Here is a 15348-nt window from a genome sequence, read left to right as displayed (position 1 = left end):
CGACAGAGAAACCTCAAATATAATAATTAATTACACATGAAAGATTCGAGAATCAGAGGAGCTGAGATCGTGATCAAATCTTTGGTGGCTGAGAATGCAGAGTATATTTTCGGTTATCCTGGTGGTGCCATCATGCCGGTGTATGATGCACTTTACGATTACGCGGACCAAATCAAGCATGTACTGACAAGACATGAGCAAGGAGCCATCCACGCTGCGCAGGGATATGCGCGAGTCTCTGGAAAGGTCGGGGTCTGTATGGCTACTTCAGGGCCGGGCGCTACTAACCTGATTACAGGTATAGCAGATGCCATGATAGATAGCACTCCTCTGGTCTGCATCACCGGACAGGTGGCCTCTCCGCTTTTGGGAACGGATGCTTTTCAGGAAACAGACGTGGTAGGCTTTTCCATGCCTGGCACCAAGTGGAATATACAGGTCAGAAGGGTGGAGGATATTGCTCCAGCCATTGCCAAAGGCTTTCACATCGCCCGATCTGGTAGACCAGGTCCCGTGTTGATTGATATTACCAAGGATGCTCAGGTGGATATGGGAGAATTTAATTATATCCCATGTCTAGGAATCAGGTCCTACAGACCTTATCCGAAAGTAGATGATGAGGCCATTTCCCAAGCGGCTCAGGTGATCAATGAAGCCAAAAAGCCTTATGTGCTTTTCGGCCAAGGTGTGGTCATCGGTAAGGCAGAGGAGGAGCTGAAGGCATTCTTGGACAAAACAGGAATTCCAGCAGCCTGTACCCTCTTGGGGTCTGGCGCCCTGGATGAAGATCATCCACAATACGTGGGCAAGCTTGGTATGCATGGTAACTATGCACCTAATTTGCTGACCAACCAGTGTGACGTGCTTATTGCGGTAGGAATGCGCTTTGATGACCGGGTAACCGGTGACCTGAAGCGCTATGCCAAGCAGGCAAAGGTGGTTCACCTGGAGTTGGACAATGCCGAGATCGACAAGAATGTAAAGTGTGAGGTAGCGGTATTGGGCAACTGTAAGGAAAGCCTTCCTATGTTGACGGCCAAGGTAAACGAAAGTTCGCACAGAGAGTGGTTGGCAGAATTCAGGAAGCTTGAGGAAAAGGAGAAAAGTGCCGTTGTCTCTCAGGACTTATTGCCTACCAAAGCAGGGCTGACCATGGGAGAAGTTATCCGATATATCAACGACTTCAAGAAAGATGATGCGATATTGGTGACGGATGTGGGACAGCACCAAATGGTCGCCTGGAGGTACTTCAAGTACAAGACCACCAGGACCCAAGTGACCTCTGGAGGACTGGGTACCATGGGCTTCAGTTTGCCTGCAGCCTTGGGAGCACAGTTGGCGGATTTGGATCGTCAGGTCGTTTGTGTCGTAGGTGACGGAGGCATTCAGATGACCATTCAGGAACTGGGAACCATCATGCAAACCCAGAGCCCGGTGAAAGTGGTATTGCTGAACAATAACTTCCTGGGGATGGTAAGGCAGTGGCAGCAGTTGTTCTTTGATAAGCGCTACTCTTTTACAGAGCTCGACAATCCTGACTTTATCAAGATTGCGGAAGCTTATAATATGAAGGCAACTAAAGTGACGGAAAGGGAAAATCTTCGTGATGCAGTGGCCGAGATGATGGTCCATGACGGCCCATCCTTCTTGGAGGTGGTTGTAGAGAAGGAAGATAACGTGTTCCCAATGATCCCAACCGGATGTTCAGTAGAAGAAGTTAGATTAAGCTAAGCCGTAATTTATGAATCGATATACGATATCCCTATTTACCGAAAACTTCATTGGTATCCTGAACAGAGTTACCTTGATATTTACAAGAAGGGGAATAAATATAGACGCCCTTACTGCTTCGGAAAGTAAGGAAGACGGAGTACACAGGATCACGATTGAGGTGACCACCACGGAAGATCAAGTGATCCAGATCATGAAACAGACCGAGAAGATCATTGACGTGATCAAGTCGTTTCATTATCGGGATGATGAAGTGGTGTATCAGGAGATCGCCCTCTACAAGATTCCGATAGGGAGCTTGGATCCTGGACTTGAGAAAGTGATCCGCCAATACAACGCCCGAATTATTTCTGCGGAAAAGGAATTTGTGGTGATTGAAATGACCGGCCATAAAGAGGATACTAAAGCCTTGTTGGAAATTCTAAAAGACTTTAATATTCTTGAGTTTGCCCGCTCCGGCAGGGTGGCAGTGGCCAAACCAATGGGAACAATTGAACAATATTTGAATAATTAAAATTAGAAACAATGAAACTGAAATTCGGAACAGTTGAAGAAGATGTAGTAACAAGAGAAGAATTTCCTCTTGAGAAAGCCAGAGAAGTACTTAAAGACGAAGTAATTGCCGTATTAGGTTATGGTGTACAAGGTCCTGGTCAGGCGCTTAACCTGAAAGACAATGGTTTTAATGTAATCGTCGGTCAGCGTAAAGGTTCTAAAACTTGGGACAAAGCAGTAGCTGACGGATGGGTTCCTGGCGAAACGCTTTTTGAATTGGAAGAAGCCTGTGAAAAAGGTACTATCCTTCAGTTCTTGCTTTCTGATGCAGGTCAGATCGCACTTTGGCCAACTGTAAAGAAACACCTTACTCCAGGTAAGGCATTGTATTTCTCTCACGGTTTCGGGGTGACGTACAATGACCAAACTGGTATTGTTCCTCCTAAGGATGTTGACGTTATTTTGGTTGCTCCTAAAGGTTCCGGTACTTCTTTGAGAAGAATGTTTGTAGAAGGCAGAGGCTTGAACTCTTCTTTTGCCATCTATCAAGATGCTACAGGTAAAGCGAGAGAAAGAGTGATCGCTTTGGGTATCGGTGTTGGTTCAGGATATTTGTTCGAAACTGACTTCTACAGAGAGGTGACTTCTGACCTTACCGGTGAGAGAGGAACCTTGATGGGAGCTATCCAAGGTATTTTTGCTGCTCAGTACGAAGTATTGAGAGCTAATGGTCACTCTCCTTCTGAAGCTTTCAACGAAACGGTAGAAGAGTTGACTCAGAGTTTGATGCCATTGGTAGCTGAAAACGGTATGGACTGGATGTATGCCAACTGTTCAACTACTGCCCAAAGAGGTGCTTTGGACTGGTGGAAGCCATTCAGAGATGCATCTAAGCCAGTTTTTGAAGCGCTTTATAAGAGTGTGAAAGACGGTAAAGAGGCTGCTAAGTCTATTGAGTCCAACAGTAAGAATGATTACAGAGAGAAGTTGGAAGAAGAGTTGAAAGAATTGAGAGAGTCTGAAATGTGGCAAGCAGGTGCTACTGTCCGCAAGTTGAGACCAGAGAATAACTAATTAAAACTTGAAGGGAAGTCTGGATATGGGAATTAAAAAGAGGATGAGCGGTGTTGATATAGATAGACTTTCCCAAAAGTAGACTTTTGGGAGGAATAGGGGAAAGTTAGCCAACTTTTTACCCTATTCCTTCTAAACTTTATGACGATTGACAACAGAAGCGATGGAAAAGAAAACATTATTTGACAAAGTATGGGACGCACACGTAGTGAAGTCTGTCCCAGACGGACCTGATGTGTTTTTCATAGATAAACACTTTATCCATGAAGTAACCAGCCCAGTGGCATTCCTTAACCTTGAAAAAAGAGGAAACAAAGTGCTCTTCCCGGAGCGTACCGTAGCCACTCCTGACCACAACGTACCCACCATTGATCAGGACAAAACCATAAAAGACAAACTTTCACGTATGCAGGTTGAGAAATTGCGTGAAAACTGTAAGAATCACGGAGTAGAACTGCATGACCTGGGTACTGACCATCACGGTATTGTGCACGTGATCGGTCCTGAGCTGGGTATTACCCAGCCAGGTATGACCATTGTTTGTGGTGACAGTCACACTTCCACCCACGGTGCTTTCGGAGCAATTGCCTTCGGTATCGGTACCAGTGAAGTGGAGATGGTGTTTGCCTCTCAGTGTATTATGCAGTCCAAGCCTAAGCGCATGAGGATTACCGTAAATGGTGAATTGGGAAAAGGGGTTACGTCAAAGGATATCATTCTTTACATCATCTCTAAAATCTCAGCCAGTGGCGGTACTGGTTATTTTATCGAATATGCAGGTTCTGCTATTCAAAGCTTAAGCATGGAAGCCAGGATGACCATCTGTAACATGAGTATCGAAATGGGTGCTCGTGGAGGTTTGATTGCTCCTGATGAAACGACATTCAACTACCTAAAAGGTAAGGAACAAGCTCCTAAGGGTGAAGACTGGGACAAGGCGCTGGAATACTGGAAGACCTTGAAAACAGACGAAGGAGCTGAATTTGATCTGGAATATACCTATGATGCTGAGGACATCGAGCCGATGATAACTTATGGTACCAACCCTGGTATGGGGATCAAGATCAAGGATATCATCCCTACTACCGACGGAATGGAAGGTAGTAACAAGACCACCTACCTGAAGTCTTTGGACTATATGGGCTTCCATCCTGGAGAGCCTATCAAAGGTAAAAAGATCGATTATGTGTTTGTGGGTAGCTGTACCAACGGTCGTATCGAAGATATCCGCACCGTCGCACAGTTTGTGAAAGGAAAGAAAAAGGCCGAAAACATCACCGCTTGGATCGTACCCGGTTCAAGAGAAGTGGAGAAGTTGGCGATTGAAGAAGGATTGGTGGATATCTTGGAAGAAGCTGGATTTAAATTGAGACAGCCCGGATGTTCTGCTTGTCTGGCCATGAATGACGATAAGATCCCTGCAGGTAAATACGCCGTATCTACCTCCAACAGGAATTTTGAAGGACGTCAAGGGCCAGGTGCCAGAACGCTTTTGGCTTCTCCGTTGACGGTGGCAGCAGTAGCCATCACCGGTGAAGTGACTGATCCCCGTGAAGTATAATTTAAATCGATCAAAAAATGGCTTACGACAAGTTTAATATATTAAAAAGTACCGTGGTCCCCATGCCTACTGAAAACGTGGATACGGACCAGATCATCCCGGCCAGATTCCTGAAAGCTACCGAAAGAAAAGGTTTCGGCGAAAGCTTGTTCATGGACTGGAGATACGACAGTGAAGGAAATCCAAAGCCTGGTTTTGTGCTAAATGACCCTACTTACTCCGGTAAGGTGTTGGTAGCTGGCAAAAACTTCGGTTCTGGTTCCAGTAGAGAGCACGCTGCCTGGGCCATTTATGACTATGGCTTCCGATGCGTGGTTTCCAGTTTCTTTGCTGATATTTTCAAAAACAATGCCCTGAATGTAGGGATTCTACCGGTAACTGTTTCTCCTGAGTTTTTGGATGCCATTTTCGCAGAAGTGGAAAAGGATCCGACTACAGAAGTGGAGGTGGATATCGACAAGCAGACCATCACGCTTCTCAGCACAGGTAAATTTGAATCATTTGACATCAATACCTACAAAAAAGGGAATATGAAAAATGGTTTTGATGATATTGACTACCTGTTGAACATGAAGGAGGAAATCGTTGCTTTTGAGGCAGCGAAGAAATAATAGACAGTAGCAATAAATTTGAAATTCATGCCATGACTTAAAGTCATGGCATGAATTTCTAACTTCTCAATACTAGATACTAGCTACTCAATACTAAAATTAACGCATGCGTCTTCATAAGAAAATAGAGATCATGGATACCACGCTGAGGGATGGAGAACAGACCTCGGGCGTATCTTTTCTGCCTTCTGAGAAACTTCAGATAGCCAAGCTGCTATTGGAAGAACTGAAGGTGGACAGGATAGAAGTGGCATCCGCAAGGGTTTCTGAGGGGGAGCTGGAAGGGGTGAAGAAAATCACGCATTGGGCTTCGGAGAAAGGCTATTTGGACCGGGTGGAAGTGTTGGGCTTTGTGGATACGCCGGCGTCTGTGGACTGGTTGACTGAGGCAGGAGCCAAGGTGCTCAACCTGCTCACCAAGGGGTCACTGAATCACCTGACCTATCAGCTGAAGAAAACTCCCGAACAGCATTTTGCAGATATCAAAAAGTGCATCGACTATGCTGGGGAGAAAGGAATAGCGGTCAATGTATACTTGGAGGATTGGAGCAGCGGCATGCGCAATTCCAAGGAATATACCTTGAGCCTTATTGACTTTTTGAAAGAACAAAATGTCAATAGGGTCATGTTGCCTGATACACTTGGTTTATTGAAGCCTGCAGAGGTGGCCAAATTTGTAGCAGAGGTGACAGCGATTTATCCTGATGTTCATTTTGATTTCCACGCCCACAATGATTATGACCTTTCTGTCGCCAATGTATTGGAGGCCGTAAACAATGGAATCTCTGGTGTGCACTCCACCATCAATGGCCTGGGGGAAAGGGCGGGCAATGCTCCCTTGGAGAGTATTGTAGCCACCATTACCGATTTTACAGACCTTGAATTGAGTGTTCAGGAAAATAAAATCTACCGCATCAGTAAGCTGGTAGAGCAGTTTTCCGGACTTCATATCCCCTCAAACAAACCAGTAGTGGGTGAAAATGTCTTCACCCAAACAGCAGGCATCCATGCAGATGGAGATAATAAGAAAAACCTTTATTATAATGACCTGCTTCCCGAGCGTTTTGGCAGAACGCGGAAATACGCTTTGGGCAAAACCTCCGGAAAAGCCAATATCCTCAAGAACCTGATGGAACTTGGGATTTCCTTGGAACCTGAAGAGCTTACCAAAGTTACCCAGAAGATTATAGAGCTTGGTGACCGCAAGGAGCGGGTGACCACCGAGGACCTTCCTTATATCATTTCTGATGTATTGCAGAACAATTCCATCAGAAAGGACATCAGTATCGAAGGGTACCATATGACCCACTCCAAGGGGTTGAAGCCTACCGTGCAGCTCAGGCTAAAGATCAAGGACCAGTTTTATGAGGCACATGCTTCAGGAAATGGGCAGTTTGATTCCTTTATGCTGGCATTGCACAAAATTTATAAATCACTGGACAAGAAGCTTCCCAAACTTACCGATTTTAGCGTAAGCATCCCTCCAGGTGGGAAAACGGATGCTTTTGTGGAGACCGTGATCACTTGGGATTTTGGCAGGGTGATCAAGACCAAAGGTCTGGACAGTGACCAAACTGTGGCAGCGATGATGGCCACAGAGAAAATGCTGAATATTATCGAACAAATAAATAGCGGACAAACAGAAAATACGAACTTATATGGAAATGAATCTAGCCCTGTTACCAGGTGACGGAATTGGTCCAGAGGTAATCGACCAGGCAGTAAAAGTTGTTAAAGCCGTAGGTCAGAAATTTGGCCATACCATTACTTTTAAAGAAGCATTAGTAGGTGCTACTGCAATTGATGCTACCGGAAATCCTTACCCGGATGCTACACATGAAATTTGTTTGCAGTCAGATGCCGTGCTTTTTGGTGCAATCGGAGATCCTAAGTATGATAATGATCCGAAAGCAAAAGTTCGACCAGAGCAAGGACTTTTGGAAATGAGAAAAAAGCTTGGTCTTTTCTCTAATGTGAGGCCTACCTTTACTTTCCCCTCTTTGATCCATAAGTCTCCTTTGAAGAAAGACAGGATTGAAGGAACCGACCTGGTGTTCTTGAGAGAGCTTACCGGTGGTGTATACTTCGGTGAGCCAAGAGGTAGAAACGAGCAAGGTACCAAAGCCTTTGATACCAATGTTTACTCCAAAGAGGAAGTGGAAAGATTGGCCAGAATGGGCTTTGAGTTTGCGCAGAAGAGAAGAAAACTGCTTACCTGTGTGGACAAGGCCAACGTAATGGCTACTTCGAGGCTTTGGAGAGAAACCGTACAGGAGCTGGAAGCAGAATATCCTGATGTGAAGGTGGAATATGAATTTGTGGATGCCGTAGCCATGAGGTTGATCCAGTGGCCTAAGGCTTATGACGTGTTGATTACAGAGAATCTTTTTGGTGATATCTTGACTGATGAGGCCAGTGTAATCAGTGGGTCTATGGGCTTGATGCCTTCAGCCTCTTTGGGTACCAACGTGAAATTGTTTGAACCTATCCATGGTTCTTACCCACAAGCTGCCGGTAAAGATATCGCTAACCCGTTGGCAACCGTTCTTTCTGCTGCCATGATGTTTGAATATGCATTTGGTCTGCAGGATGAGGCAAAAGCTATTTCTGACGTGGTCAACTTATCTTTGGAAAAAGGAGTGGTTACTGAAGACATTGCTGAAGGTGAAAAAGCTTACAAGACTTCAGAAGTTGGAGACTGGTTGGCTGAGCAAATCCTGGCCAAAGCCAAGGTTGGATAACAATAACTGAAACGGAGTCTGAATAGACTCCGTTTTTTTCTTGTGCTATTTATTTAGCTTAGTCCTTTTTATACTTTTAATATCTCCCCCAAAAAGGACTTTTTCCGTCCCTCAAAAGTGATTAGCTACTATAATCAAACTATTTCCAAGCAGACCACTTGGTCGGGAAGATGAATTCTTGGATTTTTATGGACTTGCTTACCCTCCATTAAGCCGTGTTTTTCATGGTAACATTACTTATCCTGAACCAAATGGTTTTTATTAGATTCATTCACTATTCGAAAGGAAGTGTTCTGATGGAAGAACTGCTACACCTAAGCCATGCTGATTTTTAGTTTTCTGTTAGTTGCATGTGCAAGGCAAGTATGTCCTTGCTCTTTTTTTCTTTGTTCTTGAATCTCCAACTCATTAAAAAGACTAAATTGTACTCCTTACAAAACTGAGACCCTGATGAGTAGAAAAGTAATCCTTTACATTGCCATGAGTCTGGATGGCTATATTGCCAAAGACGAAGACAATATCGATTTTTTATCCAAAGTAGATGTGCCTGGAGAGGATTACGGGTACGCCGATTTTACCAATCATGTAGATACCATCATCTGGGGCAGAAAGACCTATGATAAACTGCTGTCCTTCGGGCTGCCCTTTCCGCATAAAGACAAGAAATGCTATGTGCTTTCCCGAAGCCTTAAGGGTACAAATGAAGATGTGGAGTTTTATGGTGGCGACCTAAAAGAATTGATTGCCGGATTAAAAAAGAAAGAAGGAAAGCATATTTACTGTGATGTGGGAGGAGAAGTGGTTTTTGGCCTATTAAAGGATAAGTTGATTGATGAAATGGTGGTTTCTGTGATTCCTTATCTGGTGGGGCAAGGGGTGAGGCTGTTTAAGGATGGTCGGCCAGAGCAGGATATTGAACTGACCAAAAGTACAAGCTACCCATCTGGACTGGTTCAGTTATGGTATGAGGTAAAATAAAAAGAGCTCCTCGAGGAGCCCTTTTTGTTATTTTGAATCTGCAAGTTTTTCCATAATCTCTTCGGAAATACCTGTGCAGGAATATCCTCCGTCATGGTAAAGGTTTTGCATGGTGACCATTCTGGTATAGTCAGAGAACATGGTTACGATATATTCCGCGCAGGCTTCTGCTGAGGCATTTCCAAGCGGGGATAAGGATTCAGCGAAATTGAAGAATGAATTGAACCCTCCAATACCAGAACCTGCAGTGGTCACAGTAGGTGACTGGGAAATGGTATTGACCCTGACTTTTTTGTTTTTACCAAAGCGGTATCCAAAACCTCTGGCAATGCTTTCCAATAGGGCTTTGGCATCGGCCATATCGGTGTAAAAAGGATATACCCTTTGGGCTGCGATATAGGAAAGTCCAACGATAGACCCCCATTCGTTCATCACATCTTGTTTCTCTGCCACTTGCATCATTTTGTGGAAAGAAAGTGCAGAAATATCGTAAGACTTCATGGCCCAATCATAGTTAAGGTCACCGTATTCACGTCCTTTTCTGATATTGGGAGACATGCCGATGGAGTGCAGCAGGAAGTCAAAGTTACCGCCCAAGTATTCCTTGGCTTCAGCATAGAGCTTTTCGATGTCTTCTACAGAAGTGGCATCAGCTGGGATGACAATGGTGTCACATTCCTTGGCCAATTCATTGATGGCTCCCATTCTCATGGCTATTGGAGCATTGGTCAGGACAAATTTCGCTCCCTGCTCTTTTGCCTTAAGGGCGGTTTTCCAGGCAATGGAATTCTCATCCAAAGCACCCGTGATAATTCCTTTTTTTCCTTTCAGTAGATTCTCAGGCATGGTATGTTTTTATTTTTGATTGCGTCACTTAATTAAGCGGTAAAAATAATTAAAATTTTACCCAAACATAGGTGGTTCTATAGATAAAATAAAACCGTGCAAATAGACCAATTCCACAAACGATTACTTTAGGAGGTCGATGGCACTTTTAACAGCACTTTCAGAAGGGTTGGCCCCAGCAATCATCTTGGCGATTTCGGTGATTCTTTCATCCGTAGTTAAGGCCCGTATTTTACTGATGGTTCTGTGGGTGCTGTTGTCTTTAAATACAAAATAGTGCTTGTCTCCTTTGGCAGCTACCTGCGGAAGGTGGCTGATGCAGATTACTTGATGGTTTTGGGCAATTTGCTGCATCATGGTGACCATTTGCAAAGCTACTTCCCCGGATATGCCTGTATCTATCTCATCAAATATCAGCGTAGGAAGGGCGATTTTATCGGCCATGATGTATTTGATGGCAAACATCAACCTAGAGAATTCACCCCCTGAAGCCACCTGGCCGATGGGCTGTGGCTTTACACCCTTATTGGCAGAAAACAGGATTTCTACCTCATCAATACCTGAAGAAGTAGGAGCTGTTTTCTGGATCGAAAACTCAATGGAGGAGTTTTCCATGCCCAGCTGTGCCAGCAAGCCAGTGATTTTATTGGCAAAATCTTTAAAACTTTTTTGTCGCTTCTGGGACAAGGCTTGACCTGCATCGCTTAAGTTCTTCCAGGTTTTGTCGGCCTCCGTTTTCAAGCGCTCGAGCTCTTCGTCCAGATGGTCGATTTGAAAAGCTTTGTCCGCCAATTCTTTTTCAAGAGCTATCAGTTCTTCAACGGTTTGTACCCCGTGTTTTTTTTGAAGCAGATAAATCTTGCTCAACCTTTCGCGTGTTTCCTCTAGTTTTTCAAAATCCACTTCTATTTTACCGTCCTCATCCTCCAAAGTGGCGGCAATATCACTGACTTCTATGCAGACACTTCCAAACCGTTCTTTGAGTTCATCGAAGCGGTTGCTGTATCTTCCAAGCTGCTGGATGCCTTGGTTGATCTGCATGAGCAGGGTGGAAGCCCCCATTTCATCACCATTGAGCATTTGGAGGGTGTCGTTGATCTTGGATTTAATCTCTTCTGCATTGTCCAGGATTTCCTGTTCATTTTCCAGTTCTTCCTGTTCTCCTTCTTTAAGTTGGAGCACAGACAATTCTTCCAGTTGAAATTGGTTGAAATCAGCTTCTTTTCTTAACTCAGCAGCTTCTAAGGAAAGCTTTTCAAATGCCTTTTGGGCCTTTTTGTAGTTTTGGTAAGTAGTGGTATAAAGGTTTTTTTCTTTTTGGGTGCCAGCAAAGGCATCTATCAGGCTCAGCTGGTATTCACCGGCGCCAAGCAGGAGGTTGTCGTGCTGGGAATGGATGTCCATAAGGGCCTTGCCCAAATTTTTTAGGATGTCTAATTTGACAGGTGAGTCATTGACAAAGGCCCGCGATTTGCCCGAGGGAGCTATTTCCCTGCGGATAATGCATTGTGGGTCATAATCCAGGTCTTCCTGGTCAAAATAAGCTTGCAGGCCGTAGCTTCCGATTTCAAATATGCCCTCAATGATGCATTTTTTGGAGTCATCAAACAATGATTTGGTGTCTGCCCTGTTTCCCAGCAGCAAGCCCATCGCTCCAAGCATGATGGATTTACCCGCTCCGGTTTCCCCGGTGATCATGTTCAGCGCAGGGGAAGGGGCCATCTCCAAGTTTTCAATTAACGCGTAATTTGATATGCTCAGGTTTTTCAGCATACAGTAATTTTTTTGTGATTTGATCGAGGGTAAAAGTAATCAAAAACCAGCTATCCCTTCAGGATATCATTGTATTTTCTGGCATTATTGGGATCCACTTTTAGCAGGATTTCCACAGCCTGTTCTTTGATTTCTTCAGGGGCATTTTTTAGGAGCTTGCTGATTTCATCGGATTTGGCATCCATGAAGGATATGGTAAGGATGCTGTTGGGCTGTGTCCTATTGACTTCCTCCAGTTTTTGCAGGGCCTCCAGGATTTTTTCATAGGCCTTTTGAGGCGCTTGGGTCAGTTGGTCCAGTCCCATCCGGTGATAGAGATAATAGGCCTCGCGGATCGGTCGGGTTACCTGGGCACTGTACAGCTCATATATCAGCCAATACCTGTTCCGACGGTTGCTGGGGTTTTGGTCCCAGCCCTGACGGGAGGATTGCTGCGCGTTGGAAACGATATTATTGGCCACTTCAAAATAGGGCTCTCCTCCTTCGGGAGCAAAGGTGTCGTAATCAATGCCAATGGCGATATTGGCATAATAGGCCAATAATGAAGTGATCTCGTTTAGGTGAGAATACCGGTTGAATTCCATCGGCTGGGATTCCAGAAAATCAAAACTCCAGTTACGGTCTACAAAATTGAAGGTCAGGCTTTCATAACTTGACCCGTATACCGGTCGGACGACCTGAATCTGGACGGTGGCTTCAAAATAGCCGACTTGGGGCATGTCATTAATGGTGATGAGCATGTTCCCTTTGATCTTTTCTTCTTGGGCATACTGGTCGTCTGTCCAACTACGGCCATTGAGAAACTGCTCGAAGGAGTTTTTCATCTGGTCAAAGATGTCTTTGTTTTGGGTCCTTGCTCGGTCGCTGTTGATGGTTACGGTGAAATTGAGCTCCTGGGCAGGCAATTTTAGGGAAGTTAAAAATAAAAGGAGTAAGATTAGTTGGATCCTCATGTTCACTTGATGTTGCCGTTAAATATAAAAAATAAAGTTGGATTCAATTTTTTTCTTTCAAGTGGGATTTAATGGTGTCTATGATCAGGGAGGCTACGGCTTTTTTCTGCAGCAGGCCGGATTGTATTTTGTCCCCGGAATGGTGATAAATCGTGACCTTATTGGTGTCATGCTTGAAGCCTGCCCCCTCATCCCGCATGGAGTTCAGTACGATGAAATCAAAATTCTTCTTTTTTAATTTGGCCAGGGCATTTTCTTCCTCTTGGTTCGTCTCGAGGGCGAAACCGACATGGAATTGCTTGCCCGCTTTTTTTTCTCCAAGGCAAGCGGCGATGTCCACGTTTTTCTTCAGTACAAGGCTCATTTGATCATCGGACTTTTTGATTTTTTCCTGTGCGGGCTTAGCTGGGGCGTAGTCTGCCACAGCAGCAGCAAAAATGCAGATGTCGGTGCTTGCGTGTTTTTGCTGGGCTGCCTCGTACATCTCCTGAGCACTGCCAACAGCAATGGTTTTAATATTGGGATGCTTGGCCTTGACTTGGCTAGGGCCGAGTATCAGATGGACCGTGGCCCCTCTGTTTGCAAGTTCTTCAGCCAAGGCTACTCCCATTTTTCCGCTGGAGTGGTTGCCGATAAACCTCACGGGATCGATAGGCTCATGGGTGGGGCCTGCAGTGATCATGACCTGCTTTCCCAAAAAATCCCGGGAAGAGGAAAAGTGGTGGATGATGCTGTCAAGGATATGTTCCGGTTCCATCATCCTGCCTTGTCCGCTCAGCCCACTGGCAAGCTCGCCGCTTTCTGCATCCAAAACGATGTTGCCGTAATTCTGGACCGTTTGCAGGTTGTTTTTCACCGAAGGGTGTTGGTACATGTCCAAGTCCATGGCAGGAGCCAGCATTACCGGGCATCTTGCCGATAGGTAGGTGGCCGTCAATAGATTGTCAGAGTTGCCTAATGCCAGTTTGGATAAAGTGCTGGCGCTTAAAGGGGCAATGAGGAAGAGGTCGGCCCAAAGGCCTAGTTCCACGTGGTTGTTCCATTCACCGGTTTCATTTTTGTGGAATTGGTGGTATACCGGTTTTTTGGAAAGCGTGGAAAGGGTCAGGGGGGTAATAAAGTCAAGAGCAGAAGTACTCATGATAATTTGTACTTCTGCTCCCTCTTTGACCAATAATCTGGTCAAGTGAGCTGCTTTATAGGCGGCGATGCTGCCTGTAATGCCAAGTAGGATCTTTTTGCCTTGCAGCTGCATAGAATCTTATTCTTCTTCCGCTTCAGCCTGTGGGTTACGGAAGTGTACTTTGTCTTCCAAGAATTCTTCCATGGCCAAGGTAGTAGGCTTAGGCATTCTCTCGTAAAACTTGGAGATTTCTATTTGTTCTTTGTTTTCAAAAACTTCTTCCAAGTTGTCCACTGTAGAGGCAAACTCGGATAGTTTGTTGTTTAGTTCTTCCTTGGTGGCCAAAGAAATTTGCTTGGCTCTTTGGGAGACCACATGGAGGGACTCATAGAGGTTTCCTGACTTCTCGGCGACCTTGTCCAAGTCTCTTGTGATGATTGAAGGATTAACTGCCATATGATTGTATTAATTTATTTTCTATTGAATTTATTTGGTGTTGCCTGCCTCAGTAGGCGTTACTGCTTGTTCCTGCTCCTCTTTTTCTTCTGCTTCTTTTTCCTTTCGGGCTTCCATATCCTTGGCCCTTAGCTCTTCGTATTGCTTTTTGAGCTTCAGGTGAGCCGTCAGTTCGGATTTGGTCTTTTCGATCAGGGAATTGACATCGTTGTTAAAGTTGCTTTGAGGATACTTTCTTTTAAAGTCTTCTCCGAAATCCAGGGCTTCGTTTAGCCGTTCTTCTTTCTTGGTAAACACACTTCTTTCAGCATAGGCAGAACTCACCTCCACCAGTTTGAAAGCCAATTCTTCGTTGTGTTCGCTGTTGGGATATCTTTTTGCAAAATTTTGGAAGTTGACGATACAGGCCAAATAGAACTGCCCTGGGAAAAGCCCTTCGGTAAGCCTGTAGTACATTTGGGATTCCTCGTAAGCTTTTTTCTCGAACCGCTGCTGGAGGTCGTTGATCATTCCCATGGCCCTTTCGTAGGAGTCAGATTGCGGGAAGCGATTGATGAACTGCTGGATAGCGGTAACGGCTTCTTTGCTGCTTTTCTGGTCCAGGTTATAGTCGGGAGCATCCATGTAAAGGGAATAGGCATGCATGAACAAGGCTTCTTCTGCCAATGGACTCCGGCTATAGCTTTGGTAGAAAGTATTGAAGTAGCTGGCTGCCTCAATGTACCTTTTCATTCTGAAGTGGGCATAAGCATAGTTGAACTGCGCCAACTCTGATTTTTCGCTACCACGAATCACAGGCAACACTTTGTCATAAAGAATGATTGCCTTGTTGTATTCGCCTTCTTGGTAGTAATCATTGGCCGCCGTGTATACGTCATCCCAATTGGTGCTTTTTTCCAGCTTGTAGAATTTGCCGCAGGCACCCAAGGAAATGAGGACTACTAGAAGTAAAGTATGCTTAATAAATGTCTTCATAATTTTCAATCTGCAAATATAGGGGAAATTG

At 44.9% G+C, this 15348-nt stretch carries 14 protein-coding genes; 8 read left to right on the top strand and 6 right to left on the bottom strand.

What is annotated here, in order from left to right; genetic code table 11:
* Positions 1-36: 36 nt before the first annotated feature.
* The 8 genes from ilvB to ACYVAA_RS04825 all read left to right on the top strand — a co-directional run bounded on the left by ilvB (position 37) and on the right by ACYVAA_RS04825 (position 9191).
* Entirely contained in the window at positions 37-1731 is a 1695-nt protein-coding gene (ilvB, locus tag ACYVAA_RS04860; RefSeq protein WP_460539022.1) for a thiamine pyrophosphate-binding protein, read from the top strand.
* Positions 1732-1741: 10 nt separating this feature from the next.
* Positions 1742-2245, top strand: a complete 504-nt coding sequence (gene ilvN, locus ACYVAA_RS04855; RefSeq protein ID WP_460539020.1) for an acetolactate synthase small subunit — start codon at positions 1742-1744, stop codon at positions 2243-2245.
* A gap of 11 nt (positions 2246-2256) precedes the next feature.
* Entirely contained in the window at positions 2257-3300 is a 1044-nt protein-coding gene (ilvC, locus tag ACYVAA_RS04850; protein ID WP_460539018.1) for a ketol-acid reductoisomerase, read from the top strand.
* A 163-nt stretch (positions 3301-3463) separates the two neighbouring features.
* A complete protein-coding gene (gene leuC / locus ACYVAA_RS04845) occupies positions 3464-4861 on the top strand; it encodes a 3-isopropylmalate dehydratase large subunit (RefSeq protein ID WP_460539016.1) in 1398 nt (465 codons plus the stop codon).
* Positions 4862-4878: 17 nt separating this feature from the next.
* Positions 4879-5472, top strand: a complete 594-nt coding sequence (gene leuD, locus ACYVAA_RS04840) for a 3-isopropylmalate dehydratase small subunit (protein ID WP_460539014.1) — start codon at positions 4879-4881, stop codon at positions 5470-5472.
* Positions 5473-5578: 106 nt separating this feature from the next.
* Positions 5579-7162: an alpha-isopropylmalate synthase regulatory domain-containing protein gene (locus ACYVAA_RS04835; protein ID WP_460539012.1), complete on the top strand. Its 1584-nt coding sequence runs from the start codon at positions 5579-5581 to the stop codon at positions 7160-7162.
* Positions 7131-8213, top strand: a complete 1083-nt coding sequence (gene leuB / locus ACYVAA_RS04830) for a 3-isopropylmalate dehydrogenase (protein WP_460539010.1) — start codon at positions 7131-7133, stop codon at positions 8211-8213. The genes ACYVAA_RS04835 and leuB overlap by 32 nt, the downstream gene beginning before the upstream one ends.
* 450 nt (positions 8214-8663) lie before the next feature.
* On the top strand, positions 8664-9191 hold the full coding sequence (locus ACYVAA_RS04825; RefSeq protein ID WP_460539008.1) for a dihydrofolate reductase family protein: 528 nt from the start codon (positions 8664-8666) through the stop codon (positions 9189-9191).
* Positions 9192-9218: 27 nt separating this feature from the next.
* Here the strand turns inward: ACYVAA_RS04825 and ACYVAA_RS04820 are convergent, their stop codons facing one another.
* The 6 genes from ACYVAA_RS04820 to ACYVAA_RS04795 form a co-directional block, all read right to left on the bottom strand.
* Entirely contained in the window at positions 9219-10037 is an 819-nt protein-coding gene (locus ACYVAA_RS04820; RefSeq protein ID WP_460539006.1) for an enoyl-ACP reductase FabI, read from the bottom strand.
* Between the two features lie 123 nt (positions 10038-10160).
* Positions 10161-11810, bottom strand: coding sequence for a DNA repair protein RecN (gene recN, locus ACYVAA_RS04815; protein ID WP_460539004.1), 1650 nt, complete (start codon positions 11808-11810; stop codon positions 10161-10163).
* Positions 11811-11860: 50 nt separating this feature from the next.
* Positions 11861-12763: a DUF4835 family protein gene (gene porD, locus ACYVAA_RS04810; RefSeq protein ID WP_460539002.1), complete on the bottom strand. Its 903-nt coding sequence runs from the start codon at positions 12761-12763 to the stop codon at positions 11861-11863.
* Between the two features lie 43 nt (positions 12764-12806).
* On the bottom strand, positions 12807-14018 hold the full coding sequence (gene coaBC / locus ACYVAA_RS04805; RefSeq protein WP_460539000.1) for a bifunctional phosphopantothenoylcysteine decarboxylase/phosphopantothenate synthase: 1212 nt from the start codon (positions 14016-14018) through the stop codon (positions 12807-12809).
* Positions 14019-14024: 6 nt separating this feature from the next.
* On the bottom strand, positions 14025-14342 hold the full coding sequence (locus ACYVAA_RS04800; protein WP_460538998.1) for a DNA-directed RNA polymerase subunit omega: 318 nt from the start codon (positions 14340-14342) through the stop codon (positions 14025-14027).
* A 30-nt stretch (positions 14343-14372) separates the two neighbouring features.
* Positions 14373-15317, bottom strand: coding sequence for an outer membrane protein assembly factor BamD (locus tag ACYVAA_RS04795; RefSeq protein ID WP_460538994.1), 945 nt, complete (start codon positions 15315-15317; stop codon positions 14373-14375).
* Between the last annotated feature and the right edge of the window lie 31 nt (positions 15318-15348).

Source organism: Echinicola sediminis (genome assembly GCF_054777495.1).
The sequence above is the reverse complement of the archived record's forward strand: the minus strand, read 5'-3'. Positions and strand labels throughout refer to the sequence as shown.

Bases quoted from the DNA above. Each gene is read 5' to 3' on its own strand.
- leuC (WP_460539016.1), top strand. From the start codon at position 3,464: ATGGAAAAGAAAACATTATTTGACAAAGTATGGGACGCACACGTAGTG.
- porD (WP_460539002.1), bottom strand. From the start codon at position 12,763: ATGAGGATCCAACTAATCTTACTCCTTTTATTTTTAACTTCCCTAAAA.
- ACYVAA_RS04800 (WP_460538998.1), bottom strand. From the start codon at position 14,342: ATGGCAGTTAATCCTTCAATCATCACAAGAGACTTGGACAAGGTCGCC.
- ACYVAA_RS04835 (WP_460539012.1), top strand. From the start codon at position 5,579: ATGCGTCTTCATAAGAAAATAGAGATCATGGATACCACGCTGAGGGAT.
- recN (WP_460539004.1), bottom strand. From the start codon at position 11,810: ATGCTGAAAAACCTGAGCATATCAAATTACGCGTTAATTGAAAACTTG.
- coaBC (WP_460539000.1), bottom strand. From the start codon at position 14,018: ATGCAGCTGCAAGGCAAAAAGATCCTACTTGGCATTACAGGCAGCATC.
- ilvC (WP_460539018.1), top strand. From the start codon at position 2,257: ATGAAACTGAAATTCGGAACAGTTGAAGAAGATGTAGTAACAAGAGAA.
- ACYVAA_RS04795 (WP_460538994.1), bottom strand. From the start codon at position 15,317: ATGAAGACATTTATTAAGCATACTTTACTTCTAGTAGTCCTCATTTCC.
- leuD (WP_460539014.1), top strand. From the start codon at position 4,879: ATGGCTTACGACAAGTTTAATATATTAAAAAGTACCGTGGTCCCCATG.
- ACYVAA_RS04820 (WP_460539006.1), bottom strand. From the start codon at position 10,037: ATGCCTGAGAATCTACTGAAAGGAAAAAAAGGAATTATCACGGGTGCT.
- leuB (WP_460539010.1), top strand. From the start codon at position 7,131: ATGGAAATGAATCTAGCCCTGTTACCAGGTGACGGAATTGGTCCAGAG.
- ACYVAA_RS04825 (WP_460539008.1), top strand. From the start codon at position 8,664: ATGAGTAGAAAAGTAATCCTTTACATTGCCATGAGTCTGGATGGCTAT.
- ilvN (WP_460539020.1), top strand. From the start codon at position 1,742: ATGAATCGATATACGATATCCCTATTTACCGAAAACTTCATTGGTATC.
- ilvB (WP_460539022.1), top strand. From the start codon at position 37: ATGAAAGATTCGAGAATCAGAGGAGCTGAGATCGTGATCAAATCTTTG.